This window comes from Bradyrhizobium sp. AZCC 2230 (genome assembly GCF_036924495.1).
In the GTDB taxonomy this organism is placed as follows: Bacteria; Pseudomonadota; Alphaproteobacteria; order Rhizobiales; family Xanthobacteraceae; genus Bradyrhizobium; species Bradyrhizobium rifense.
Genome location: NZ_JAZHRS010000001.1, coordinates 3,306,391 through 3,330,228 on the forward strand (window position 1 = coordinate 3,306,391; position 23,838 = coordinate 3,330,228).

The 23,838-nt window shown below is 62.1% G+C and carries 22 protein-coding genes and 2 pseudogenes; 11 read left to right on the plus strand and 13 right to left on the minus strand.

From position 1 onward, the window contains the following. Positions 1-28: 28 nt before the first annotated feature. The 4 genes from V1280_RS15960 to V1280_RS15975 form a co-directional block, all read right to left on the minus strand. A complete protein-coding gene (locus V1280_RS15960) occupies positions 29-886 on the minus strand; it encodes a carbohydrate ABC transporter permease (RefSeq protein WP_334525643.1) in 858 nt (285 codons plus the stop codon). After that, positions 883-1,770: a carbohydrate ABC transporter permease gene (locus V1280_RS15965; RefSeq protein ID WP_334525646.1), complete on the minus strand. Its 888-nt coding sequence runs from the start codon at positions 1,768-1,770 to the stop codon at positions 883-885. The genes V1280_RS15960 and V1280_RS15965 overlap by 4 nt, the downstream gene beginning before the upstream one ends. A gap of 66 nt (positions 1,771-1,836) precedes the next feature. After that, on the minus strand, positions 1,837-3,168 hold the full coding sequence (locus V1280_RS15970; protein WP_334525649.1) for an extracellular solute-binding protein: 1,332 nt from the start codon (positions 3,166-3,168) through the stop codon (positions 1,837-1,839). Between the two features lie 105 nt (positions 3,169-3,273). Then, complete coding sequence (locus V1280_RS15975) at positions 3,274-4,308, minus strand: LacI family DNA-binding transcriptional regulator (protein ID WP_334525652.1); 1,035 nt, start codon at positions 4,306-4,308, stop codon at positions 3,274-3,276. Between the two features lie 203 nt (positions 4,309-4,511). Here V1280_RS15975 and V1280_RS15980 point away from each other — a divergent pair, with 203 nt between their 5' ends. The 4 genes from V1280_RS15980 to V1280_RS15995 are packed head-to-tail and all read left to right on the plus strand — an operon-like array spanning position 4,512 to position 8,441. Next, positions 4,512-5,237: a glucosamine-6-phosphate deaminase gene (locus V1280_RS15980; RefSeq protein WP_334538319.1), complete on the plus strand. Its 726-nt coding sequence runs from the start codon at positions 4,512-4,514 to the stop codon at positions 5,235-5,237. After that, on the plus strand, positions 5,234-6,382 hold the full coding sequence (locus tag V1280_RS15985) for an N-acetylglucosamine-6-phosphate deacetylase (protein ID WP_334525655.1): 1,149 nt from the start codon (positions 5,234-5,236) through the stop codon (positions 6,380-6,382). Before V1280_RS15980 ends, V1280_RS15985 begins: the two co-directional genes overlap by 4 nt. A gap of 9 nt (positions 6,383-6,391) precedes the next feature. Then, a complete protein-coding gene (locus V1280_RS15990) occupies positions 6,392-7,441 on the plus strand; it encodes a Gfo/Idh/MocA family protein (RefSeq protein WP_334525658.1) in 1,050 nt (349 codons plus the stop codon). Between the two features lie 10 nt (positions 7,442-7,451). Further along, on the plus strand, positions 7,452-8,441 hold the full coding sequence (locus V1280_RS15995; RefSeq protein ID WP_334525661.1) for a Gfo/Idh/MocA family protein: 990 nt from the start codon (positions 7,452-7,454) through the stop codon (positions 8,439-8,441). Positions 8,442-8,457: 16 nt separating this feature from the next. Here V1280_RS15995 and V1280_RS16000 read toward each other — a convergent pair whose 3' ends face one another. The 6 genes from V1280_RS16000 to V1280_RS16025 are packed head-to-tail and all read right to left on the minus strand — an operon-like array spanning position 8,458 to position 14,329. Continuing rightward, entirely contained in the window at positions 8,458-9,507 is a 1,050-nt protein-coding gene (locus V1280_RS16000) for a LacI family DNA-binding transcriptional regulator (RefSeq protein WP_334525664.1), read from the minus strand. After that, positions 9,504-10,148 (minus strand): ThuA domain-containing protein, encoded by a 645-nt coding sequence (locus tag V1280_RS16005; protein ID WP_334525667.1) that lies wholly within the window; start codon positions 10,146-10,148, stop codon positions 9,504-9,506. Before V1280_RS16005 ends, V1280_RS16000 begins: the two co-directional genes overlap by 4 nt. A gap of 10 nt (positions 10,149-10,158) precedes the next feature. After that, positions 10,159-11,256, minus strand: coding sequence for a Gfo/Idh/MocA family protein (locus V1280_RS16010; protein ID WP_334525670.1), 1,098 nt, complete (start codon positions 11,254-11,256; stop codon positions 10,159-10,161). A gap of 22 nt (positions 11,257-11,278) precedes the next feature. After that, a complete protein-coding gene (locus V1280_RS16015; RefSeq protein WP_334525673.1) occupies positions 11,279-12,127 on the minus strand; it encodes a carbohydrate ABC transporter permease in 849 nt (282 codons plus the stop codon). Then, on the minus strand, positions 12,120-13,061 hold the full coding sequence (locus tag V1280_RS16020) for a carbohydrate ABC transporter permease (protein ID WP_334525676.1): 942 nt from the start codon (positions 13,059-13,061) through the stop codon (positions 12,120-12,122). The genes V1280_RS16015 and V1280_RS16020 overlap by 8 nt, the downstream gene beginning before the upstream one ends. Positions 13,062-13,063: 2 nt before the next feature. After that, on the minus strand, positions 13,064-14,329 hold the full coding sequence (locus V1280_RS16025) for an extracellular solute-binding protein (RefSeq protein ID WP_334525679.1): 1,266 nt from the start codon (positions 14,327-14,329) through the stop codon (positions 13,064-13,066). Positions 14,330-14,493: 164 nt separating this feature from the next. On the opposite strand from V1280_RS16025, the gene V1280_RS16030 reads away from it, so the two are divergent. The 3 genes from V1280_RS16030 to V1280_RS16040 all read left to right on the plus strand — a co-directional run bounded on the left by V1280_RS16030 (position 14,494) and on the right by V1280_RS16040 (position 17,962). Continuing rightward, positions 14,494-15,252, plus strand: a complete 759-nt coding sequence (locus V1280_RS16030; protein WP_334525682.1) for an SDR family NAD(P)-dependent oxidoreductase — start codon at positions 14,494-14,496, stop codon at positions 15,250-15,252. 129 nt (positions 15,253-15,381) lie between these two features. Next, on the plus strand, positions 15,382-15,741 hold the full coding sequence (locus tag V1280_RS16035) for a RidA family protein (RefSeq protein WP_334525685.1): 360 nt from the start codon (positions 15,382-15,384) through the stop codon (positions 15,739-15,741). A gap of 841 nt (positions 15,742-16,582) precedes the next feature. Continuing rightward, a complete protein-coding gene (locus V1280_RS16040; protein ID WP_148770549.1) occupies positions 16,583-17,962 on the plus strand; it encodes an OmpA family protein in 1,380 nt (459 codons plus the stop codon). Between the two features lie 739 nt (positions 17,963-18,701). Here V1280_RS16040 and V1280_RS16045 read toward each other — a convergent pair. Further along, positions 18,702-19,043: a hypothetical protein gene (locus V1280_RS16045; RefSeq protein WP_148770548.1), complete on the minus strand. Its 342-nt coding sequence runs from the start codon at positions 19,041-19,043 to the stop codon at positions 18,702-18,704. A 957-nt stretch (positions 19,044-20,000) separates the two neighbouring features. Between V1280_RS16045 and V1280_RS16050 the strand changes: the two are divergent. Continuing rightward, a pseudogene (locus V1280_RS16050) lies at positions 20,001-20,144 on the plus strand (SOS response-associated peptidase); the annotation flags it as partial. 43 nt (positions 20,145-20,187) lie between these two features. On the opposite strand, the gene V1280_RS16055 reads toward V1280_RS16050, so the two are convergent. After that, complete coding sequence (locus V1280_RS16055) at positions 20,188-21,363, minus strand: extracellular catalytic domain type 1 short-chain-length polyhydroxyalkanoate depolymerase (RefSeq protein WP_148770546.1); 1,176 nt, start codon at positions 21,361-21,363, stop codon at positions 20,188-20,190. 5 nt (positions 21,364-21,368) lie between these two features. Continuing rightward, on the minus strand, positions 21,369-21,788 hold the full coding sequence (locus V1280_RS16060; RefSeq protein WP_334538320.1) for a CopG family transcriptional regulator: 420 nt from the start codon (positions 21,786-21,788) through the stop codon (positions 21,369-21,371). 341 nt (positions 21,789-22,129) lie between these two features. Between V1280_RS16060 and V1280_RS16065 the strand changes: the two genes are divergently transcribed. The 3 genes and pseudogenes from V1280_RS16065 to V1280_RS16075 all read left to right on the plus strand — a co-directional run bounded on the left by V1280_RS16065 (position 22,130) and on the right by V1280_RS16075 (position 23,726). After that, a complete protein-coding gene (locus V1280_RS16065) occupies positions 22,130-22,555 on the plus strand; it encodes a hypothetical protein (protein ID WP_334525693.1) in 426 nt (141 codons plus the stop codon). 359 nt (positions 22,556-22,914) lie between these two features. Then, a pseudogene (locus tag V1280_RS16070) lies at positions 22,915-23,196 on the plus strand (YciE/YciF ferroxidase family protein); the annotation flags it as partial. Positions 23,197-23,591: 395 nt separating this feature from the next. Further along, positions 23,592-23,726, plus strand: a complete 135-nt coding sequence (locus V1280_RS16075; RefSeq protein WP_283812865.1) for a hypothetical protein — start codon at positions 23,592-23,594, stop codon at positions 23,724-23,726. Positions 23,727-23,838 lie beyond the last annotated feature (112 nt).

A 23,838-nucleotide genomic window follows, 5' to 3' on the forward strand; every position in this document is an offset into this window, starting at 1 on the left:
CCTGCGACGGCCCAACGGGACGTGGCGATCATTCCTTCAGACCGGTTCCAGCCACGCCACGCACGAAATTCCGGCGCATCAGCGAGAAGAATAGCGCGCTGGGGACGAGGGCAAGCGCTGCGGCCGCGCTGAGATGACCGATATCCACGGTGAAGCCGGTCTGAAACAGCGCCAGCCCGACTTCGAGCGTATACGTATCCTTGTTGGTCGTCACGACCAGCGGCCATGCGAACGCGGTCCAGGCCTGAAAGAACGCCAGCACAGCCAGCGCCCCCAGCGGCCCCCGCATCAGCGGCAGCACGATCCGCAGAAAGATCCAGCCCTCGCCTGCCCCATCCACCCGCGCGGCCTCCAGCAGCTCGTCGGGGATCGACGTCGTCACATATTGCCGCACCAGGAAGATGCCGAAGCTCATCACGAGATAACCGACCAGAAGCCCCGGAAGAGTGTTCAACATCCCCGCAGCCTGAACATTCAGATAGAGCGGGATCATGTACACTTCAAAGGGAACGACCGATGTCGCGATGATGATGCCGAACACGGCGGGAAACCAGGGCAGATCGAACTTGCCGAGCACGTAGCCGGCGATGGCGGAGGTGGTGACGATGCTGGCCGTCGAAAGCACTGCAAAGATCAGGGTATTGCCGATCCAATGAAGCAGCGGCGTTTCGTGCAGCACGCCGAGGATGTTCTCCAGCGTCGGACGGTCCGGAATGATGGTGGGCGGCCACGCCAGCAATTCCGGCGGCGTCTTGAATGCGTTGCTGATCAGGAAGACGAGCGGCAGCAGCATCATCAGGCCGATAGCGAAAAGAACGACGTCGATCGCGAGACCAGCAGGCGTGTTCCGATCAACATCGCTGGAGGGATGGTCTGGATCGCTCACGCGCGGCTCCGATCCCGAAACAGTCTGAACTGCGCGCCCGTCAGGACGAGCACGATCACGAGAAGGACCACGGCTTCGGCAGCGGCATAGCCGACTCGATAATTTCGAAAGCTGTTTTCGAGCATGTCGAGGACGAGGACGCGAACGAGATGTCCCGGCGCACCCTGGACGTCCGAGGCCAGGACGAAGGCCTGCGCATAGATGTTGTACGACGAGATCAGCGTGATCACCGAGACATACAGCATCACCGGCTTCAACAGAGGGATTGCAACGTAGCGGAAGGCCTGGAACGAGGATGCACCGTCGAGGCGCGCCGCCTCGTACAGCGCCTCCGGAACGTTCTTCAATCCGACTAGAAAAATCAGGACGGCGTAGCCGATCGACTGCCAGGAGCACAGCACGATCAGACACACCAACGATAAGGTAGGGTCGAACAACCAGGCCTGGGCCGGGATTCCGAACCATCCAATGAGGGCATTGAGTGGCCCGAGCCGTGCATCGAAAATCCACTTCCAGGCCATCGCCGCCGGCACCAGCGAGACGACGTGCGGCAGGAAAATCGAGGTTTCGTAGAAGCCGCTGCGTCGCAGCCCCTGCCGGCTGTTGATCAGCGCGGCGAGCGCGAGCCCGACGGGAATCGTGATCAGCAGGACGCCGAAGGCGACAACTGTGGTGTTGAAAATCGCTTCGAGAAACAGCGGATCAGTCATCAGCTCGACAAAGTTATCGAGTCCGATGAATGGCTTGCGCCGTGAGATGATGTTCCACTTGAACAGGCTGAGACGCAGTGTCTCGGCGATTGGGTATACGCGCAGGCAAGCATAGAGGCCGAGAACCGGAACCAGCGCAAGAACCGGAAACAGCCATTTCGGCTTGGAATGCATGGAGTCTCCCGGAGGCCGCCGCCGGCTAGCGCTGCAATTGTGTGGTCGCGACCATTGGGGGCGAGCTTACGGTTTGGCCAGCAGATCTTCCCGGGCAAGGATCTTGTCGCTCTCCTCAGCCGCAGATTTCAGAAAAGCGTCGATGGCGGCATCGTTTCCGGCCAACGATTTGTCGGTGAATGCCTTCTCAAGCCGGGCCGCGAGCCGGGTGAGGATTTCGCTGGCCGGACTGATCGCCGGAACGGTGAAGAAGACGTGGTCGGCGGGGGTGTTAACAAACGCGCCGAGCTGGGGGATCTTGCCGAGGACGGCAGAGTAGTCGAGGCCCTTGCGATTGGGCACCCACGCCGTGTTCTCGAGCAGCCACAGCAAATTCTCCGGCTCGTTCGCCTTCTGAACGAAGTCCCAGGCGATCTGGCTCTTCGGCCCCTTGTTGGGAACGTAGAGGTCCACCGGGACCATCAACGTTCCCTTCGGCAACGGCGCCGTCGCGTATTTGAGGGTGGGCGCCTTCTTGACGACGTCGCCGATCACCCAGGACTCCCGGATGAACATCGCGGTCTGTCCGAGTTCGAAGGCTTCAGCGTCTGCCTTCATCTCCGGCAACACCGTCCGATAGGTCACGACGTTATCGAGGTACAGCTTGAGTGCGTTTCGGCCGGCTTCGTTCGCATAGGCCGCGCGCCACTTCCCGCCCTTCTCCTCCAGCAAGGTCCCACCAAAATTATAGAGAATCGTCCAGTACTTCTCCGCGATACCGGAGCCACCGCCGCTGAGGCGCAAACTCCAGCCGCTGACCGTCGGCACGCCGGATGCGTCACGTTGCACGAGCTTCTGCGCATAGGCCGTGTAGTCCGCCATCGTCTTGGGAGGCGAATTAAGGCCGGCCTTGGCGAACATCTCGGTGTTGTAGAACAGCGCGCCCTGCCCCTGGAATAACGGCACGCCGTAGATCTTGCCGTCATACGTGGCGGTCTTCACCCGCGTCATGTCGTAATTGGCTTTGACGAAATCCACGATCGTGGCCGGCGGCTCCGGAATCAGGCCCGCCTCCAGATATCGGGCAGCCTCGACCTCCATCTCAATGACGTCTCCGGCCGCGCCGGATGGAAGCGACAGTGCCAGCCGCTTCTCATGCTCACGCAAGGCGATTGCCTCGACGCTGATGTCGAGATCGGGATACTTCGCCTTCAGCTGGTCTCCGACGCGCTTGTAGAATGGGGCGAGGTCAGGCCAGCCGCTCCAGATGGTCAGCTTCTCCGCCGACGCCGGCGACGCCAGCATTGGCATTGCGACAGCCATCGCCAGCCATCGAGCGGCCGACAGCCATGAACGACGCTTCTTCTCGGGAGAGTTTGGATATCCGAACGTGCCGACCGATGTCGCGATGAAGGCCATGTCCCCGCTCCCAGAACTACATAAATCCCGACTAAAGGCTGTCATGCAACCGGTTGCGTGTCAATTGCGATCCATTGCCGCTTTCCGAGGCTGTTGACCAAATCGTCAGCGGCTTTTTCGTTTCGCAGGTGCCGGACCGGTGCTCGCTCGAACGACGAGATGTGAGTTCAGCTTGTGGCGGATCTCGCCCGACGCGCCACCGTTCAACTGGCTGAGCAGGAGCCCAACCGCGACATCGCCCGCATCGGCGCAACGCGCCGACACTGTCGTGAGTTGCGGATAAGTAGTTTCGCCAAGGACATCATCGCAGCCGACCACGCTGAACGATCTGGGCACATCAACGTCGAGGGCAGCAAGCCCCGCGAGCAGGCCTTGGGCTACAAGGTCGTCGAACGCGATGGCCGCGGTCACCCCGCTGGCGACGATCGGGGCGGCGGCCAATCGCCCGGTGTCGTAAGATGGCGGGCGCGCCGGAATGGCGATCACCTTGAGCTCGCGTTTCGCCGCCTCCTTCCGGACGGCGTTGCGCCGCTGCTGGTTGGACCATGACGTCGTGGGGCCGCTGACATAGGCGATGTGCCGATGCCCGAGCTCGGCAAGATGTGCGATCGCCGCTGCAACGCCCGGCGCCGTGTCGATCAGGACCCGCGTAATTCCCTCGATGTCGCGATTGATCAGCACCAGCGGCCGACGCGCCGCATAGATCCGGATATGCGCTTCGTCCAGGCGAGAGGAGGCGAGCACGAGCCCCTCCACCTGGCCGATAAAGCGGCCGAGCAGCAACTCCTCACGGGCGGGATCCTCGTCCGAATTGCCCAGAAAGACGCATAGTCCCGCCCTGTCGGCGTGAAGCTGTGCGGCTCTGATCAGAGGCGGAAAGAACGGGTTCGCAACGTCGGAGACGATGAGCGCGACATTGCCGTGCCGTCCGGTCGAAAGCGCGCGCGCGACCTGGTTGGGCACATAACCCAACTTGTCGGCGACCGCCTTGACGCGCCGGACCGTCTCCTCACTCAGCATTTCAGGTCGCGTGAAGGCGCGCGATACGGTCGCGCGCGAGACGCCGGAGATCTTTGCGACCTGACTTATGGTCGGCGCGAGCTCTGAGCGCCGCTCCCTGTCGTCGGAATCGCGTTTCACCGGGGGCGCCTCCTGTGCTGGATCTCCGCACTACACATGCCTTGATCGTCGGCGGGGCGCAAGCTTGACATGCAACCGATTGCATTACATCCTTGATCGCGCGGAGTGACAGGCCCCGACAAGAACCACGGATGAGCATGATGGCTTCGGTCGCTCCAGAAATCGCAACATCAGGGATCGCGATATCAGAGACGCGGGATGCGATGGGCCGGGCTGCGGCGTCTGACATCGCTGCCGCGCTGCGCGATCGCCTTGCGCACCAAGATCGTGTGAGAATGGTGTTCGCCGCCGCGCCGAGCCAGGCAGAGATGCTGGACGCGCTGGCGAGCGAGCGCGATATCGATTGGCGACGCGTGATCGCTTTCCACATGGACGAATATCTCGGGCTTCCGGCGCACGCGCCCGAGCGCTTTGGAGTATGGCTGACCCGCCATTTCTTCTCACGTGTCCCCCTGGGCGCCGTCCATTTGATCGGACAGGAATCAGATCCGGACCGCGAAACGGCGCGCTACGCCGGTCTTCTGGCCGAGGCCCCGATCGACATCGTGTGCCTCGGCATCGGCGTCAACGGGCATCTGGCGTTCAACGATCCGCCCGTCGCAAATTTGCACGACACGGAGCAGGTCAAGATCGTCGAGCTCGACGCGATCTGCCGTCAGCAGCAGGTCGACGACAAGTGCTTTGCGGCTCTGGGCGACGTGCCGACGCACGCTATCACCCTGACGATCTCCCGATTGCTGGACGCTCATCAGCTATTTTGCGTGGTGCCCGGCGCGGCCAAGCGCGCCGCCGTCGAGCAATCCCTGTACGGCCCGATTGGCGCGGCCTGTCCTGCGAGCGCATTGCGTACGCATCCGCGATGCACGCTGTATCTCGACCGTGATTCCGCACCAGCCCGGCTTTCGCTGCAAACGCCGGCACGCGCATGAGCGACGGGGCGACACATGTCTCGGGACGCGATCCCGAGACCGGACAGCCTCACACGATCACCATTTCTGATGGCCGTATCTCGGCCATCGCCCCAGGCGGTGCCGATGACGGGCATTGGCTATCGCTCGGACTGTTCGATCTGCAATTGAACGGTTTTGGTGGCCATGACCTCAATGGCGGCACCGATCCACAGACGGTTCGCGATCTCGCCCTCGCCGTCCATGGCAGCGGCGTTTCGCGTTTTGCTCCGACGCTGATCACGGCATCACGCGCCGCGCTCATCGACGCGTTGGAGGCGATCGCCCAGGCGCGCGACAGCGATCCGCTGGTCAAGCACGCAATTCCCTTCGTCCACGTTGAAGGGCCCCATATCGCACCGGAGGACGGTCCCCGCGGCGCGCACCCGGCCGAGCATGTGAGGCCGCCAGATCTCGATGAATTCGACGCCTGGCAAGCCGCCTGCGGAAACCTCGTCGGCCTCGTGACCCTGTCACCGCACTGGCAGGAGACGGCCGACTATGTACGAGGACTTCGCGCGCGCGGCGTTCATGTTGCGCTCGGCCATACCAACGCCACGACAGATCAGATCTCCGCCGCGATTGAGGCTGGCGCCATGTTGTCAACACACCTCGGCAACGGCATCGCGGCCCAGCTGCCGCGGCATCCCAACCCGATCTGGACGCAGTTGGCGGAGGACAGGCTCTGGGCGAGCTTTATTGCCGATGGCCATCACCTTCCGCCCGAGACCTTCAAGGCCATGCTACGCGCAAAGGGCCTCGAACGATCCATGCTGGTTTCAGATGCCGTCGCGCTCGCGGGTTGTTCGCCGGCGATCTACGACATGCCAGTGGGCGGACGCGTCGAACTGAAAGCGAATGGTCGGCTGGAAGTCGTCGGCACGCCGTTTCTGGCGGGCGCAGCGGCGAGCCTTGCGTTCGGGATTGCGACGGCCAGACGCATGGCCGGCCTGACGCTGGCCGAAGCACTCAGGCTGGCAACGATCAATCCCCGCACGCCATTCCAGCTGCCAGCTCTGACAGTCGGCGCGCCAGCGGATCTGCTTCGATTTCGTCTCGGCGATGATGGATCCATCATTCCCGAGACCGTCTATGTCGCCGGTCAGCCGTTTCCAGCCAAGCATTGAGGAATTGAGATGAGCCAACTTCGCATCGGGTTGGTCGGTCCAGGGGCGATCGGTGAAACGCACGCGCGAGCGATCCGGGCGCTCGACGCGACCGTTTTGGCCGCTGTCGCCGGCGGCACGCCTGAACAGATTGCCGCGTGTATCGATGGCGAACCCGTTCCGACATTTGCGACCACCGACGCCATGCTGGCCGGTGCGGACATCGACGCCGTCGTTATCTGCACCCCGAGCGGCGCTCATCATGACGCAGCACTTGCCGCCATCAGGTCCGGACGACACGTGCTTGTCGAGAAGCCGCTCTGCGTCGATCCAGCCGAGGCCGCGTCGCTGGTCCATGCGGCCGAGAACTCGCAGCTGACATGCGGTGTGGTCTCGCAGCGCCGGCTCGAACCGCAACACCAGACGATCAAGACGCTGCTCGACGCGGGCCACCTCGGACAACCGCGCCTGATCGAGGCGGCGATCCATTGGTATCGCTCCGACGCCTACTATGCGGAGAAGCCATGGCGCGCCGAAGCCGATCACGGCGGCGGCTCGCTCTTCAACCAGGGCGTCCACAATCTGGATCTGATGCTTTGGCTGTTCGGACCGGTGGCGAGTGTTCAAGGCCAGACGGCCACGCTCGGACACGCGCACGCGATCGAGGACACGACGACGGCCCTGCTGTCCTTCACATCCGGCACCTTGGGCGTGATCGTGACGAGCACGGCACTGCCTCCGGGACGGCCGGCCATGCTGCGCCTGTTCACCGATCGCGGCAGTTGCGAGCTTGCACACGACAGCATCGTTCGTTGGGATTTTCCCGGTGTTCCACAGCCGGCGAGCGCGACGGGACCAGGAAGCGCCGCCAACGACCCCAAGGCGATCGGCATCGAGGGGCATATCGCGCAATGGCGCGACTTCGTCCAGGCGATCCGGGAGCGACGGGCACCATCCACTCCGTTCAGGGACGGGTTCGAGGCTACGCGCGTCGTCACCGCAATCTATCGCTCGGCCGCGGAAGGCCGCGCCGTCACCCCCGACGACGTCTCGCCGGAGATGGCCCTCGATGCCAGGTAATGCTCCTTCCATGCTCGACATTGCCATCATTGGTGCGGCTCATCCGCATGTCGAATATGTGCTCTCGGAGATCGCGGCTCGAACCGACGTCAGGATCGCGGCGGTCGCCGATCACGACGCCGCGCGCCTCGCCGAGCTCGAAAGACGCACGCAGGCTCCCGGCTATGCTGACCCGATCGCGCTTTTGAACGTGCACAAGGTCGAGGCTGTGGCTATTTTCACCGAGTTCGGTCTCCGGGCTCCGATCGTGATCGAACTGTTGCGCCGGAATATTTTTGCGATCATCGACAAGCCGATGGCGGTGACGCTTCCGCAGCTCGCCTTGATCGAGGACGCCCTTGCCGGACGCAACCTGCTGACGCTTCTGCTCGAGAAGCGCTTTTATCCGGTCACGCTCGCGCTCCGCTCGGTTCTCGAAAGCGGCGAGTTGGGAGACATCGTATCGATCAGCTCGACCGGGCCGCACAAGCTCGTGCCAAGCCGTCGTCCGGCATGGATGTTCGAGCCCTCGACCTATGGCGGCATTCTCGCCGACCTGACGGTCCACGACATCGATCTGGCACTTTGGCTGACGGGACACACCAGCGGCACGATCAGCGGCTGGATCTCGCCCACCCCGGCTGCCGGCACGACGAGCTTTCCTGCTCTCGGACGCGCCATCCTCGCCTGCGACAACGGCCCGCAATTCTCAATCGAAGTGGACTGGATTCAGCCGGAAGCCTCTCCCCGCCATGGCGACTATGCGATGCGGATTTCAGGGACACGCGGGCGTGCGGACGTTCTCTTCGCCGAGAACCGGCTGCTCGTTGAAACCGCAACACGAGCGAGACGTGAGGTCGACCTCCCGCCGGGCGGCTCGCCTGCCGGCTTCGTCTTCGATCATCTCGCGCGCGAACAAGCCCTGCAAATTCCGGCGAAGGACGCCCTGCGCGCCACGCGCATCGCGATCCTCGCCCAGGAAAGTGCGAAGCAAGGCGGCAAACCGATACGGTGGGGTTGAGAGGCGATGCTCGAACTTACGGCAGATTGTCCCGCAGAAAAATGTCGATGCGGATGCGCTCCTGATCGGGGCTGATCGGCTCGCCGGAACAATGTGCGAGCAGGACGCGCGCCGCAGACCGGGCCTCGTGGCCGGGATCCTGGTTGATGATGGCATCGAGCGTGCCGCGGACCAGGAAACGCCGCGTGTATTGAGTGAGCTCATGGGTGATCCAGACCACCTCGCGCGCGCGACCGGAGGCCTCGAGCGCATCGGCGATGCCACGGTTTCCGGCGCCGCAGCAATAGATGCCGCGGAGATCGGCATGGCGTGCGAGCAACGCCGCGGTGAGCTCCCGTGTGCGCGCGCTGTCGTCCCGCCCCTCGATAACCGGTAGCGCGCGCAGGTTCGGATACTCGCTGGACAGGATCTGGTGGAAGCCGAACTGCCGCTCGGTGTGATCGCGCAACGACAACGATCCAGCGATCACGGCAACCGTCCCCTCGCGCCCGGCCAGAAAACGTCCCATCAGCGTCGATGCGGTCCGCCCCGCAGCCGGGTTGTCGATACCGACGTAATGCAGGCGGCGCGAGCTCGGCGCATCGGACACAAGGGTCACCACGACGACCCCGCGCGCGGTGAGCTCGTCGATCGCGGCGCGCACCCTGGGATGGTCGAGCGCGATGACGGCGACGCCCTGATAGGCCGGCGACAGGTTTTCCAGCGCCCCGGCCAGCACATCCGGATCGAACACGTCGACATGGAGGATATCGATGAAGCCGCGCTGGCCGGCGAGCCAGTCCGCGGTGCGCTGGACCTGTTCGGTCAGGTTGGTCATGAAGCTGTTGCTGCCGGACGGCAGCACAAAGGCGAAGCGAAAACTCTGCCCGCGTGCGAGCCGTGCGGCCGCCACGTCAGCGCGGTAGCCGAGCTTGGCGACGGCGGCCTCGACACGCGCGACGGTCTTGGCGCGCACGCCCTCGCGCCGGTTGACGACACGATCGACAGTGGCGAGCGAAACGCCCGCCGCACGCGCGACGTCCTCCAGCGTGGCGCGTAGCGCCGGCTGCGTCGCGCCAGCTGTCATTCACGCGCCGCCCACAGCATGCCGCGAGTCATCAACGTTCGGATCTCCGGGACGTCGAGTTCGTAGGCGCGGTGGCCGAGCGAGGAATAGAACACCCTGCCCGCGCCGTATCGCTTCTTCCAGACCACCGGCATCACCACGCCGTCGATCCAGGATGCGTGCTCGCCGGTAAAGGTCGTCGTCGCCAACACCTCGATGGCGGGGTCGACATGCATGTAATACTGCTCGGAACGATGCTCGAAACTCTTCAGGCCCTTCATGATGGGATCATCCGGCTTCGTCAAGTCGACCGTGTAGTCGATGATGTTACCGGGATGCGCGACCCATTGCCCGCCGCACAGGAAGTGGTAGTCGACGGAATCGCGGAACGCATCGCACATGCCGCCATGATGTCCGGCAAGCCCGACGCCGCCACGCACCGCCGCGCAGAGGTTGAGCGCGTCCGCTTTCTCGATCTTCGACATGGTGTAGATCGGAATGATCAAGGAGAGATCATGGATCGCCGGATCGCCGAATGCCTCTGTCGTCGTTTCGATCCGGACCTCAAAGCCTTCCGCCTTCAGCCAGCCGCGGATCATCGAGGCACAGAGATCGGGATCGTGTCCCGGCCAGCCGCCCCATACAATCAATGCCTTGCGCATGGTCATTCCCTCAGTCGATCTGTCCGGTTTCACGTCCGGCCGGCAGCATCGCCGGCCGCTCGACGCGGTTCTCGATCTTGACGCGCCGCCCCTCGTCGGCGGAGGTCTGGAACGCCTCCATCACCTCCAGCACATGGAAGGCGAGCGCGCCGCTGGCACGGTGCGGCCGGTTGTTCAGGATGGCGGAGGCCATGTCGGCGACACCGATGGAACGGAATTCTCCTTCGACATGACCGTGCGTCAACGGCACCGTCTCCCATTCGCCGCCGGTCTTCGCGACCTGCACCTCGCCGCCGAAGCGGTTCGGATCCGGCACCAGCATGCTGCCCTTGTCGCCATAAATCTCGATCGGCGCGTGCCGGTGCTTCGGCACATCGAAGCTCATCGCGATCGAGACGACCGCGCCGCTCTCGAATTCGAGCGTACCCGCGACATGGGTCGAAACCTCGACCGGGATCAAGGCGCCGTTCATCGGCTGGCTGGTGACCAGGCGCTCGGATTTAGGGCGCGCGGTCGAGCCCATCACGCTCGCCACCGGGCCGAGCAGTTGGACGAGATCGGTGATGTAGTACGGGCCCATGTCGAGCATCGGCCCGCCGCCGCGTAGGTAATAGAATCCCGGCGCCGGATGCCAGCGCTCGTGGCCGGGGCAGCCGAAGAAGGCGCTGCCCGCCACCGGCGTGCCGATCGCGCCGTCGTCAATCAGCTTCCGCGCGGTCTGGTGCCCGCCGCCGAGGAAGGTGTCGGGCGCGCAGCCGACGCGCAAATTCTTCTGCGCGGCGAGATCCATCACCTTGCGGGCCTCCGCGACGTTGATGCCGAGCGGCTTTTCGGAGTGAACGTGCTTGCCGGCGTTCAGCACCGCGAGGCTGACGTCAGTGTGGGCGAGCGGCACGGTGAGATTGATGACGATTTCAACGTCGTCGCGTTTGAGCAACTGGTCGACCCGCATTGCCGGGAGCCCGAAGGCGGCGCCCTGCCGCTCCGCGATATCGCTGCGCATGTCGGCCAATGCCCTCACCTCCATGACCGGGAAGCGCTGCGCTGCCTTGAGGTAAGCGGTGCTGATGACACCGCAGCCGATGATTCCGACGCCGACTTTTCTCATTATGATCTCCGTGAGGTACCGTTCATCCCTTGACCGCGCCTGCGGTGAGGCCGGCGACGATGTGCTTCTGTGCCAGCAGGAACAGAATGATCGTCGGCAGGATGGTGAGCGTGATGAAGGCCAGGATCAGGTGCCATTCGGACGAATACTCGCCCTGGTAAATCATGATGCCGAGCGGCCAGGGATAGAGCGCATCGGTGTTGAGCATCACCAGCGGCAGAAGATAGGCGTTCCAGCTGTTGACGAAGGTGATGGTGCCGACGGTCGCCAGGATCGGCCGCGACAACGGCAGCGTCACGTAGCGGAAGAACTTGATGTAGCTGCAGCCATCGACCAGGGCCGCTTCGAGCAATTCATGGGGGATGTCTTTGAAGAAGCGCCGCAGCAGCAGCACGCTCATGGCGAGGCTGAAGGCGACTTGCGGCAGTGCGACGCCGAAATAAGTATCGAGCAGTCCGAGATCGCGCACCTTGATGAACAACGGCAGCACGGCGGTCGCCGCCGGAAACAGCAGGCCGAGCGTCAGATAGCTCAACAGCATCGACGAGCCATAGAACCTGATATGGGCAAAGGTGAACGCCGCCATCGAGGCTGTGATCAGGGTCAATATCACCGTCAGCGTCGAGATGATCAGCGAGTTGCGCAGGAGCTGCCAGTAACGCGCGGAGAACAGGATGTCGGCGTAATTCTGCCATTCCCAGTGCGTGGGCCAGCCGAACGGATTCACGCGCAAATCGCCGAGCGATTTGAAGCCGCCGAGCAAGGTCGCAAGCAGCGGCACCAGCACGAAGATGGCAACAACGGCGAGGAACGCCGTCTTGAACAGCACGGCGGGATCGAGCGGTGCGCGGGTGGTCTCGGCACTACTCATCGCGCATGAACCATCGCTTGTAGGTGAAGGCGAAAGTCACGCAGATCACGAACAGGATGACGCCGATGGCGCTGCCATAGCCGACCCGCATGCGCGAGATGCCGTTGTTGTAGAGGAAGCTCACCATCGTGTTGGAGGAATCCGCTGGCCCCCCGCGCGTCAACGGCATGACGAGATCGAACAGCTGCAGCGAGCCGACGATTGCGAAGAACACGGAGAGCCGGATCGTCGGATAGAGCAAGGGGATAACCACATGGCGCAAAGCCTGCGAGCGCGTTGCGCCGTCGATCCGCGCCGCCTCGATCAGGCTCTTGTCGAGGCTCTGGAGTGCTGCGATGAACAGCATCATGTGGAAGCCAAAATACTTCCAGACGATCACGATCAGCACCGCCAGCATCGCCGTGTCGGTCGACGCCAGCAGATGCGGCGCCTCCGCGCCGAAGGTACGCCAGATCGAGGCGACCAGACCGTAATCGCCGTCATAGACGAAAGAGAAGATCAACCCGGTCGCGATCTCGGCCAGGATATAGGGCATGAAGAACAGCATGCGCAGCGCCACGGCGCCACGAAAGCGCTCGGCGAGCATCAAGGCGAGCGTGAGCGCGAGCGGCAGCTGGACCGCGAGCGAAACCGCAATGATCAGCCCGTTGTTGCGCAGCGCGAGCCAGAAGGCGCGGGTCTCCAGCACGAAGCGGTAATTATCGAAGCCGATCCAGTTGGTCGGCCTGCCAAAACCGTTCCAGTTGAAGCCCGAGTACCAGGCCGCCTCGCCGATCGGCAGCACCACGAACAGTGTGAACAGCAGCAACGCCGGCGGCAGAAACAGGATCAGGACGGTGAAGCGGCCGTCCCAGCTCGGGCCGCGAACCGCGGCCTGCGGCACCGTCTCGCCGGCAACGCCCATCGGCGACGCGATCGCGATCCGCCGTGCCACCGTCAGTTGCCCTGCTTGAACGCCGCCTGGATCGCTTTGGCTGCGTCCTGCGGGCTCATGCTGCCGCCGGCGATCTCCGCGGTGACGTCGTTGACGACGCGACCGACCGAGGGGCCGAGGCTCTGGTCGTAGAAGTTCTGATGATAGTTGGACTTCGCCAGATTGGCCGCGATCTGCTTCATGAAGGCGCTGTTGAGGCCGGCCTCGCCGCCCTTGACGACGGGAACGATGAAGTTGCCGGCGGCGAGCCGCGCCTGCACGTCCTTGGAGATAAAGAACTTGAGGAAGTCGGTGGCTTCCTTGGGCGCTCCCTTGGTGATCAGCCAGCCGGTGATGCCGCCGAGCGTGTCTGACGGCTCACCCTTGCCGCCAGGTACGACCGGAAAATCGAACCAGCCGAGCTTGTCGTCGCCGAGACCGACCTTGTCGGCGGCGAGCGCGCGCTGGGTGTGATAGAAGGACGAGATGGCTAGGATCATCGCGGCCTTGCCGTCACCGAAATAGCCGACGGCCTGCGGGTTCTTGAAGCCGAGGAAGCCGTTCTGGAACGGCTGCAGATCAACGAGCTGTTTGAACAACTCGCCGGATTTCTGAAAAGTTTCACCGGCGAAGCCGCCGTTTTCACCCTTCAGCGCTGCATCGAAGGCCGGCTTGCCGCCGACGCGCACTGCGAGATGCGTCCAGTAGAAATGCAGCGGCCATTTGTCGGCACCGCCAACCACAATCGGCGTAACACCCGCGGCCTTCAGCGTTTTCACCGCGCCGAGCAGATCGTCCCATGTCTTGATCTTACTTGCATCGACATTACCCTTGGCCATCAAATCCTTGTTGTAGAGGAAGCCGACCTGCGACAGCGCGATCGGAAGTCCAAAGACGCGGCCGTTCTGGGTGAAGGCGGCGAGCGCCGCCGGCGCGATCGTGTCGCCGTAGCCCCCGCTTCTCACAGAATCGGTTATGTCTTCCAGCACGCCCGCGTCGATCTGCGCCTTTAGCACCCCGCCGGCCCAGCTATAGATGATGTGCGGCCGGTCCTTGGATTGCAGGATGGTCGGCAGCTTGGCCTTGTAGGCCTCGTTCTCAAGGAACTGCATCTCGACCTTTACACCCGGATGCGACGCCTCATAGGCACGCGCAACCTCCTCCCAGATCTTCACCTGGGCCGGATTGACCTCGATATGCAGCCATTTGACGATCGTGTCGGCCGACGCGGAATTTGCCCAAAGCAAGCATGCAGCAGCAGCGAGTCTCAGCTTGGCGAGCAGCCTCATCACATCCTCCCGATCGAGTCTTATTCTTTGACTGCAATCCTGCCTTCAGTTTTTGAGGTACGCAACTAAAATTCTGACCTATGGACCTCATAGCGGAAGGTTTAAGGTCTGCAAAAGAGTCGGGGCCGCCTATCGCGCCGCCCACAACAAACTGGGAGGTGCCCATGGCTGCCATCTATTCCGACCTCGCCGGCAAGGTCGTGCTCGTCACCGGCGGTGCGGCGGGAATTGGTGCTGCGATCGTGCGGCGCTTCGCGGAACAGAAATCGAAGGTGGTGTTCTTCGACATCAAGGTCGACGAGGGCCAACAACTGGCGCGCGAGCTAACCGATCGGGGACTGGCTGCGCATTTCCAGCACGTCGACCTGACCGACATCCCCGCGTTGCGCGCCGGCGTGGAGCAGGCCCGCAAGGCGCACGGCGGGATCAACATCCTGATCAACAACGCCGCGCATGACGAACGGCACAAGACCGAGGAGATGACGCCGGAATATTGGGACGACCGCATCGCGGTGAATCTGAAACACCAGTTTTTTGCGTCGCAAGCCGTGCTGCCGGACATGAAGGCCGCGAATGCCGGGGCCATCATCAATTTCGGCTCGGTGTCGTGGATCGCCGGACAAGGCGGCATGGCCGCCTACACCGCGAGCAAATCGGGCGTGATCGGCCTGACGCGCTCGCTGGCGCGCGACTACGGCCCCTACAATATCCGCGTGAACGCGATCGCGCCGGGCTGGATCATGACCGAGCGCCAGCTCGAGAAATGGATGACGCCGGCGGGCGAGGTCGAATTGCAGCAGCGACAGTGCCTGAAGCGCAGGCTGGTGCCGGACGAGGTCGCGAAATTCACCGTCTTCCTCGCCTCCGACGAGGCCTCCGCCTGCACCGCTCAGCACTACATCATCGATGGTGGCTGGGTGTGACGCTCCAGGGATGGCGGGCGCACCGGCCCCTGGCCGGAACGCGTTGATGATGAGGCGTGTTGACTTGTCGGAAGGACGACAATACGCCGTACAACTTTCGCCGTCCCGGCAACGTTAGAGGTGGCCACCATGATCAAGCGCGTCCTACCGTATGAGGGATTGCTCCACGAAGTTGTCGAGCATAACGGCGTGCTCTACATCGGCGGAATTGTCCCCGAGGACACAAGCCTCGACATGGCCGGCCAGGCAAATGATGTACTTGGCCAGCTGTCGCGCTTGCTGGAAACCCTCGGATCCGACCGGTCGCATGTCCTCCAGGTGACAATCTTCGTTACGAAGCTCAGCGAGAAAGCCGCATTCAATACGGCCTGGAAAACATGCTTCACGGAGGCTTCTCTACCGGCGCGCGCGGTCATCGGAGTCGCCGACCTCGGCCCCGGCGTCAGGCTCGAGATGACTGCAATTGCGGCTCGTCGAGCTTCGAGCTGAAGGCACGTATCTGATCCGAGGCGAACGAACAGCGCGCCGCTGGTCGGACTACTCTGTCAGATAGTGTTGCTGCCAGCGCCGCAGTCAGGCCTGCCGCGCAACCCGTCCAAGCGTCTGGGATAAATGGTGGGCGCACCAGGGCTCGAACCTGGGACCCGCTGATTAAGAGACCTCTCTGATTTACAAAGAAATCAATAGGTTAGTTTCTAAAAATGCGAGAATCCTTAGAAGCAATATCAATAACTTACGAGACGATTTCTAAATGAAGCGAAGATTGCACTCGCTGCCGATGCGTCGGGCGATGCCGACCCGCGGCCCCTGCGTCCCGAACGTAAGTAGCAATCGAAAAATCCAGCAAAAACAATCAAGTTCGTTCATGATTGACCACCTTTATCGCCGTCTGTTCACGGCGTTTCGGTGGTCAATCGGTGGTCAGCCTCCGGCACGATTCGGCGGTTATCCGACGCTGCGGTGACCACCTATCTCTGCCGACCTCCGAAAGTGTGACCGGAACCGGGCGGCGGTGTCGCCGCGCAACGCGCTCCGGTGTCGAGTCTGAGCCACCCCCACCCAGCGTAACCCGCTCTCGAAATTTCACCCGTCGCTTCAGATAGTTCTCCGGCTGCAGCGCACCTCGCACCCGCAGCCGCCGTCTACTGTGCATGGGGTTGTTTTCGACTTTTGTCGTTCGGCCGCGGATTGCGCATTCGCCGGAGCGCCGAATCGCATCGCGACCGCAGCCGCGAAGCCTGCAGATCCGCGCCGGGTCCATTGAACGCCGCCGCGCTTCGCCGCGACCAAGAGGCGCATCCTGCGGTCGAAACCTCTGTTGGAGGAGCCCATGGCACCGTCCTACAAACCTGTCCCGCTCGTCGGCGCGGCATTCAGCTCAAATTCCAGGACCGGCGGCAGCGTTCCGGCCGCGTTCGACACCTTCCTCTACCAGCCGACTGGCGGCTTCAAACACGTCAAGCTCACGATCAAGCTCAAGATCAGCCTCAAACAGGCGAGGGGATTTCTGCCGGTCCGGCTGGACGCCGACAACAAGCCGTTCCTCACGACGCCGTGGACCGACGCCCAGTGGTCTGCGTTCGTCAACAGCGCGTCGGCGCAGGCCAACCTATGGAATAACAGGTTCTGGCTCGTTCCGCCGCCCGCCTTTTCGGGGCTCGACGAGGTCTACCAAAAGGATCCGTTCTTCAACAAGTTTCCGAACAAGATCTTTCGGCCGAACCTGCTGTGTGCACTAGAGGTCGACTTCTCGCCCGCAAGCGGTGCCCACAGGACCATCGAGGTCACCAACCTCAACGCCGCCTTTATCACCGCAACCGGCAGGGTGCCCGATCCCGGGGTATTTCGCTCCCACGCGTTTCTTTACGACTCGTTCGACGCGACCCCATGGGCGTTCCCTCTCGGCCACGCCCCCGGCATGCCGGCAAGCCACCCCGTGATTGCTCACGAGATCGGCCATGCCATCGGGCTCGACCACATCGGTGTGCTGACGAAGGCGCCGATCTGCCAGCTCGCGGCGAATCTCAACACGGCAAATGTCGACCGCTATCTGCCCGCGGGAAGCCCGCTCGCGGGCGGCACGAACGCGCTGGTCTGCTATGGCTCAACGAACGCGGCACTCGCGGGCAACATCATGGGCGCCGGCCAGGCATTCTCGAGCGAGAACGCGAGGCCCTGGCTGTGGGCCCTGTACACGCTGCTGGACAAGCTGCTCGACAAGCCCGAGCCGATCACAGAAAAGGCCAAGTGGCGGGTGGTCATGACAGATCCAGGGCCCGGCCGCTGGATCGATAACGGCTTGGACATCATCACGTCGGATCCCGGCCCCGTGCGAGTCACCGCCAATGATGACTCGCTGATCAGGATCAGCGGCGACGTCTTGTTCGATACCGACAAATCGAACATCAAGCCGGAGGCCAACGCGGCGCTGGAGAAGGCCGCAGCGGACATCAAGGCGAGAATCGGCCCGCGCTTGAGATATGTCCTCATCAACGGGCACACCGACGCGACAGGCTCGGCAGACTACAACCAGCGCCTGTCGGAAGCGCGCGCCAAGGCGGCCGCCGATTGGTTCGTCACGCGCAAATATCTCGAGCGCGCCAAGATCCGGACGCAGGGTTTCGGCAAGACCCAGCCCCTTTCGCCGAACACGGATGAGCCGGGCCGAGCCAAGAACCGGCGGGTCGAGCTTCACATCGTGAACAGCTGACGCGCTGATGCGCGGACTGTTAATCGTAGATCGGAGTTCGAAATCGTGGAGAGGAGTCCCTCCCTCTCCTCGGTGGAGAACAGAACCCTAACTCAAAACCGGGGGCATTTCAGGGGAGCAGGTCAGCCGCAACGGCAGCAAGGATGATAGCAAATCCGATCTTGCCCATTACGCGCCTCGCGACTTAGTCCTGTTCCTCGGGAAGAACCATGTTCAGGTAGAGGACAATTCCTGCCCAGATCATCGCAGTCGCAACGGGGGCACAAAATACGCATGCCACGAGATGAGACATCGCCGCTCCAAAAATGAATTCGGGATCCAGACCGCTGCGCAAAAATGTTGTCAGACGAAAAGCGTCGACGCTCGCAGAAGTTTGTTCCTGAAGGGAAAGGCCGCAGGGTGGTTCCAGCCCCCACTGCGGCCATCCCGGACAACTGAAAATTGATGAGTACTTAAATCTCGCCGGTGTTCTCACAGTAGAACACCCCTTTCCGAAAATGGAGTCGGTATAACTACCGGAATCCGTTTTCCTACGTATTGTGGCCAAATAGCCAGCATGGCACGGCTCGCTCTTCCAGCCCCCAAAGCTCCCGGCTGCCGGTCCAATTGCGGATCAGAGCGCTGGGAGTGCTAGGCCCGCCAAGTGACCGGCGGGCCTTTTGCTGTCACCGCCTCAGCCGCCGGCGGTGCGTCATCAGCCGCTGGCGGTCTCGCTTCCGGTGCTGTCTGCGCCGGCGCTTCATGCCGGGCCCCGCAGCTCGCTATTCCCGCGCGCGTCGTACTCCTTTTCTAGCGCTACCAGCATCTCGGCCGAATGAAACACGGCGAACCGTAAATGGTCGTTTTCGATGCTCGCGTTCAACATCAACTCGGCGGCTATGCCGGTCCTCCTCACGCAATCCCGAAGGTTGGTTTCCAGATCTCGGAAGGTCTGCGCGTGACGCTCGTCGATGTTGACCTCGGAGCGGTCGGGCACCAGCTCGATCACGTTGCTCATGCTGATCCCACGCTTGTCGGCCAGGACCGGCGTCACGGTGCTTGAGAGCAAGAACAGCTGGTCGCTGATTGCCAGCGAGGGCAAGCCGCTCCGATACGTCGCCGCACGGGATTTGGCGCCCGTGCCGTGAGAGTCGGCCGCTGGGTGGAAAAGCTGCCCGCTGGACTGACTTTCGATAATCGGAGTTATTGGAAGTCAGGCCCAAAAGTTCGTAATCGCAAAACGTCAGAGCTCCAGCTTCGTAGCTAACGACCGTAGCTATTTTCGCGCCGTTGCATTGATCCCTCAAGAAGTGGTGCCTTCACAGGATCTTGCGGCCAACGGTAAGGAGGAGTGGATAGATGTCTTGTTCGAAAGGGCCGCGCTTCCGTATGTGAAAACAAGCGGCGTGTCCCGCGACAGCACGCGGCCCGATCTTCCGTGATAGCAACCGACCCTCATCATCAATAGGAGCAACTAACTTGAAGAAAGCTAAGGTGGCCAAACGGACGGGTAAGCGCCGCGAATGGACGAAAGCCGATCTTAAAGAGCTGAAGGCTCATTCAAAGGCAAGAACGCCAGTAGTCAAAATAGCAAAGCTTACGAGGCGCTCGGTTGGGGCCCTTCGCCAGAAAGCGTTGCACGTTGGGATAGGGCTGGGCCACCGCCGATAACTGATGGTGCAACTGCGCGGCATGACGACGAGAGCGTGCCGCACAGCGATTTCTGAGTTTGAGAAATGACCCAGTCGCGAGCTACCCGGACCCCGACTGATAAGCTTTTGCTCGAAACCTTATCAGTTTAAGATCTGACTCCGCTCCGTACAATTTCCTATCAGGACTCCTTACAAAGGTTCGGCGCGCTTCCCGTTTTCCGATCTGGATTTTTCATTTTCCGATTTGCAATTTTCCTGGCCCGATCTCGGCCTCGGCAATGTGCAGCACGAGCTGAATCTGATTTCTTCGAATGCCTCTCCGACGCAGGCTTTCTCCAATTTCGATCCCAATCAGCCGATCATCGGCTTTTCGCCGCCTCCGGTATTCGTTCCTGGCCTCGCACAAGATCTTGACGACGCCCGAGGAGGTCGAGACCTGGATGACCGCACCGTCAGACGAAGCCCTCATACTGCAGCGGCCTCTGCCCGACGGCGCGCTCCGAATCGTCGCCCGTGGAGTGAAGGAAGACGCTCCCGGGTCTACGATCTGACGAGGCTATCTCGCGAGGGGATCTTCCGGCCTCGCTTCGGGATTCATCCCGCGTGCGGATGCTCCAGAAAGAATCGCAGCATTTCCTTCGTGGCATCCGGCCCGTCTCCGTCCGTATAGGATCCGGCGGGGCTCCCTCCAGACCATGCATGGCTGGCGCCGTGGATGTTCCAGTGCTCCAGAATCTCGCGCTGGCCGTCGACGTGGGTCGTTCGGGTATATCCATGCCCTCCCGGAATTTGCCCGCGATGCACTTTCTTCTGCGTCTTGGTCGCTCCGATCGCCTGTTCGACGACCTGGGCGGCATTGTCGGGATGCACGGTGGTGTCGCGATCGCCGTGAAAAACGATGGTCGGCATCATCGGACCGGTCGCCGCAGGACAAGCGCCTTTGCCTCCTTGCCGCATGGCGGTGAACGCCGAGGGCATATCGGTGGCGGCTCCGTAAGGAAGCCCGGAATGGATCCCGACCGCAGCGTATAGATCGCTATAGGTGGCTCCCATGATTGCTGCAGCCGCGCCCCCGGCAGAGAGGCCGGCGACGAAGACGCGCCTTGGATCGATCGAGTAGTCACACATGACTTGGCGAGTGATGCCCGCGATCAGCGAGGGCTCGCCTTCGTCGCGACGCTGGTCGGCTGCGCGAAACCAGTTCCAGCACTTTGACGGATTAGCGCCGCCGGGCTGTGCCGGATAGACCACCAGGCAGTTCTGTTCTTCCGCGATGAAGTTCATTCTGGTGCCGGCCGCAAAATCGTCCGGCGACTGCGTGCAGCCATGCAGCATGACGACCAGCGGGTGCGACTGACCTCGTTGGTAGCCGCTCGGGATGAACAGCTTGTAGGTCCGGCTTCCGGCCTCATTGATGTAGGTGCCGTCGATGAACTTCGTTCCTTCCGGCACGATGTCGGCGATCGAAGCAGGCCCGTGCTTGACGCCCCGCAGGCCCAGCCAGGTGCCATCCTTGGCACGATCGAACAGCAGCCGGTGCTGACGTGCAGTGGTACCCGGAGCTTTGAGATCTGCCCTGCCGACGCGGTTAGATTTGAGGTCGATGTTGGGCGGAACGCCGCCCGGAAGATCGATGAGCTGCGGGACGTGCGATGCAGCAGAGGGCGCATACTCGCCTTTGAACATGCGCTGCAGAAGCGCCGTGGCTTCGACCAGTTGCCCCGCTCGGGTCAAGCGCGTTGCTTCGCGCAGCGTGTCCTGATTCAACACCGTGTTCACCTTGTTCTGTCGGCGAGAGCGGCCTTGACCGCGGGGGTTGCATGGAGGGCTCCGAGTACGGAAACCGAGCCGATGGTCGCGCGGGCGAGATCGGCCGTGACATCCGGCGCGATGCTGCAAAGGCCAAGCACATTGATGTGCAGCATCTCGCCGGCTTGCCGCGCCGCCTCGAGATCCGCGCGCGTGTAATTCCGGAGACCGAGATCCAGGCTTTTACGGGCGGTAGATTGCTTGACGACGTCGGCGTGACGCTCGAGCTGATTACGGATCGCCGTCCGGATGAAATCCGTGCGGTTCGAATAGAACCCGTCCTTCACCATCAGATCGACATGGCCCAAGTCGACGAAGCCGAGATTGATAGTGATTTTTTCAGTTTCCGGAGGCTTCGGCCTCAGCTCTTGAACATTCGAGGGCATTCTTCTCGCCATCCCTTCACCATCTAATTGGATGGTATATGGATGGCATCTCGCCCTTTGCAAGAGGGGCGCGTGATGGAACTCTTGGAGAAAGTGCCCGTCTTGTCCGCTTCGGCGAAGACCTTCTCGACGACGATCGAGACGGTCGAGCAGAAAGGAGGGTAAATGCGTCCGGCCTTGGCGGGTTGCCCTGGTTTCGGCATGGGAGGCCGACAAACCTCCTTCCGCTTGATACCTTTCAACGGGGTCTGCCGTAGCAGCCTCTCGGAAGTGCTTTCCCGATACTCCGAATCCGCAAAGAACATTGGCTTGACGAGGCTAACCGCCGATGAAGAGCTGATTTGCAGGTGCTTGTGCACGGGCGGTTGGAACAGGTGGACAATCTCTTCGCCATGCCGATCGCGAATCCTTGCCCCGTGCTAACCGCTCGGAACGAACAGGTGGACGGAAGGATTCGTCCTGGCGGGAGTGATCTCAATGCTGATGACGAAGGAAAGACGGCCAGCAATAAGGCCGTGCTGGACTACGTGTTGTTGCCGACCGATGGCAAGGTAAAGCGAACCATTCGGTTCTCGGAGGCAGCGCGCGAGCGCCGTGCAATCACTTGCTTCAAAACGGCTGATGCTCTCGTTCGTGCGATTCACCCGGAGACTAACCAGGACAAGCCGTGCTTCCCAACCCATGCCAGCGCGGTTGAGCAAGCGACCGAAAGTAAGCCCGCCCAGAACCAAGAGCGGCCACGCGCGGCACTAATCGAACGCAGGTAGAGGAACGCGCCAAGCAGCGTCCCATAATTTCTCCGGAACTCCCCATTGAGCTTCGCAATTTTGGACAGCTCGGAAGACGCTTGGGCTTCATCCGCCATGTGCTGGTTCCTCTCAACACGGTTAGAGCCAGCACCTTATGAACCACTGTTTTGCCCGACGGAGCAAGTCAAATTCGGAATATCGACATTTCCATTCTGGGCCTAACCGTCACGCCACGTCCACAATATCGCGACCTAGACGCGCGCAAATCTGAACTGTTGGGTGCCGCGCTCCGCGCCGTCCGCGTGCCCGTGACGAGCGGTGACCTTTGTCCAGAGAGTGAAGCGTAAGCTGTTTCCACCGCGCCATGCCGGAGCGCCGCTCCGGCGATTGACGGTATCATCAAAGAGGCGAACGAAACGGCCGGTGAAATTGAAGATAAGGCTGTGCTCGATGCCGCCATCGTGGCGAATTCCCAAGCAGTCGAGCATTATGAGATGTGTCGCTACGGCACATTGATCGCCTGGGCCGAAGAGCTTGGTCACGAGGATATAGTGCGCTTTCTCACGACGAATCTGAGCGAGGAGAAGGCGGCAAACACCAAGCTAAACACGATTGCGCTGCGCAAGGGCGTTAACAAAAAGGCTTCGACCGCGGCATAATTTCCGGGAACACTCGAGCGCCTGAAAGATTAGTGCCATCAGTGGTGCCGACATCGCTTCCCCCGGTGATGTTGGCTTTGAAGAACCCCGCGCCCCCGGCCGGGGTTTTTCTCTGTCGCGCTTTGTCCAGCCCGATGGCCCGCCGATCGTCGTTTTAGATTGAGAGCGCTTCTTCACCACACCCTTGCGAGCATTGTCACCGGTCGGCTTGTCGACTGCCATTGAGCCGCCTGCTCTACCTGGTGACAGATGATTTGGGGGTGCTGGACGCGCTTGGCGCGAAGCCGACATGGAGATTGCGGACCTTGAGACGGTCATCCAGGACCTGAAGGGCTGGAGAGTATCGCCGTCCGATCCGGGTCATCGCTTCCAACACCGCAGAGCATTGGCCGTAAATGTCTGCGCATATCGCCAGCGAGATCCAGCACCGCTGCAATCTGCAACTCACCGATGTCCCCTCGCATTTGCAGGAGCTCGTCGACCGCTACGCCGCGCGGGGTTTGCTGAAGTACAGCCTGCGCTTGCTCTAGCGGCAAGCGATCAAGGCGTAATGTCATCGGCGTCAAGGCACCCCTCCCCGGATTCATCGAGGCTGCCCTGGCATCATCGATCGACCGCGTGCCTCCGGCGAACGCTTGATGC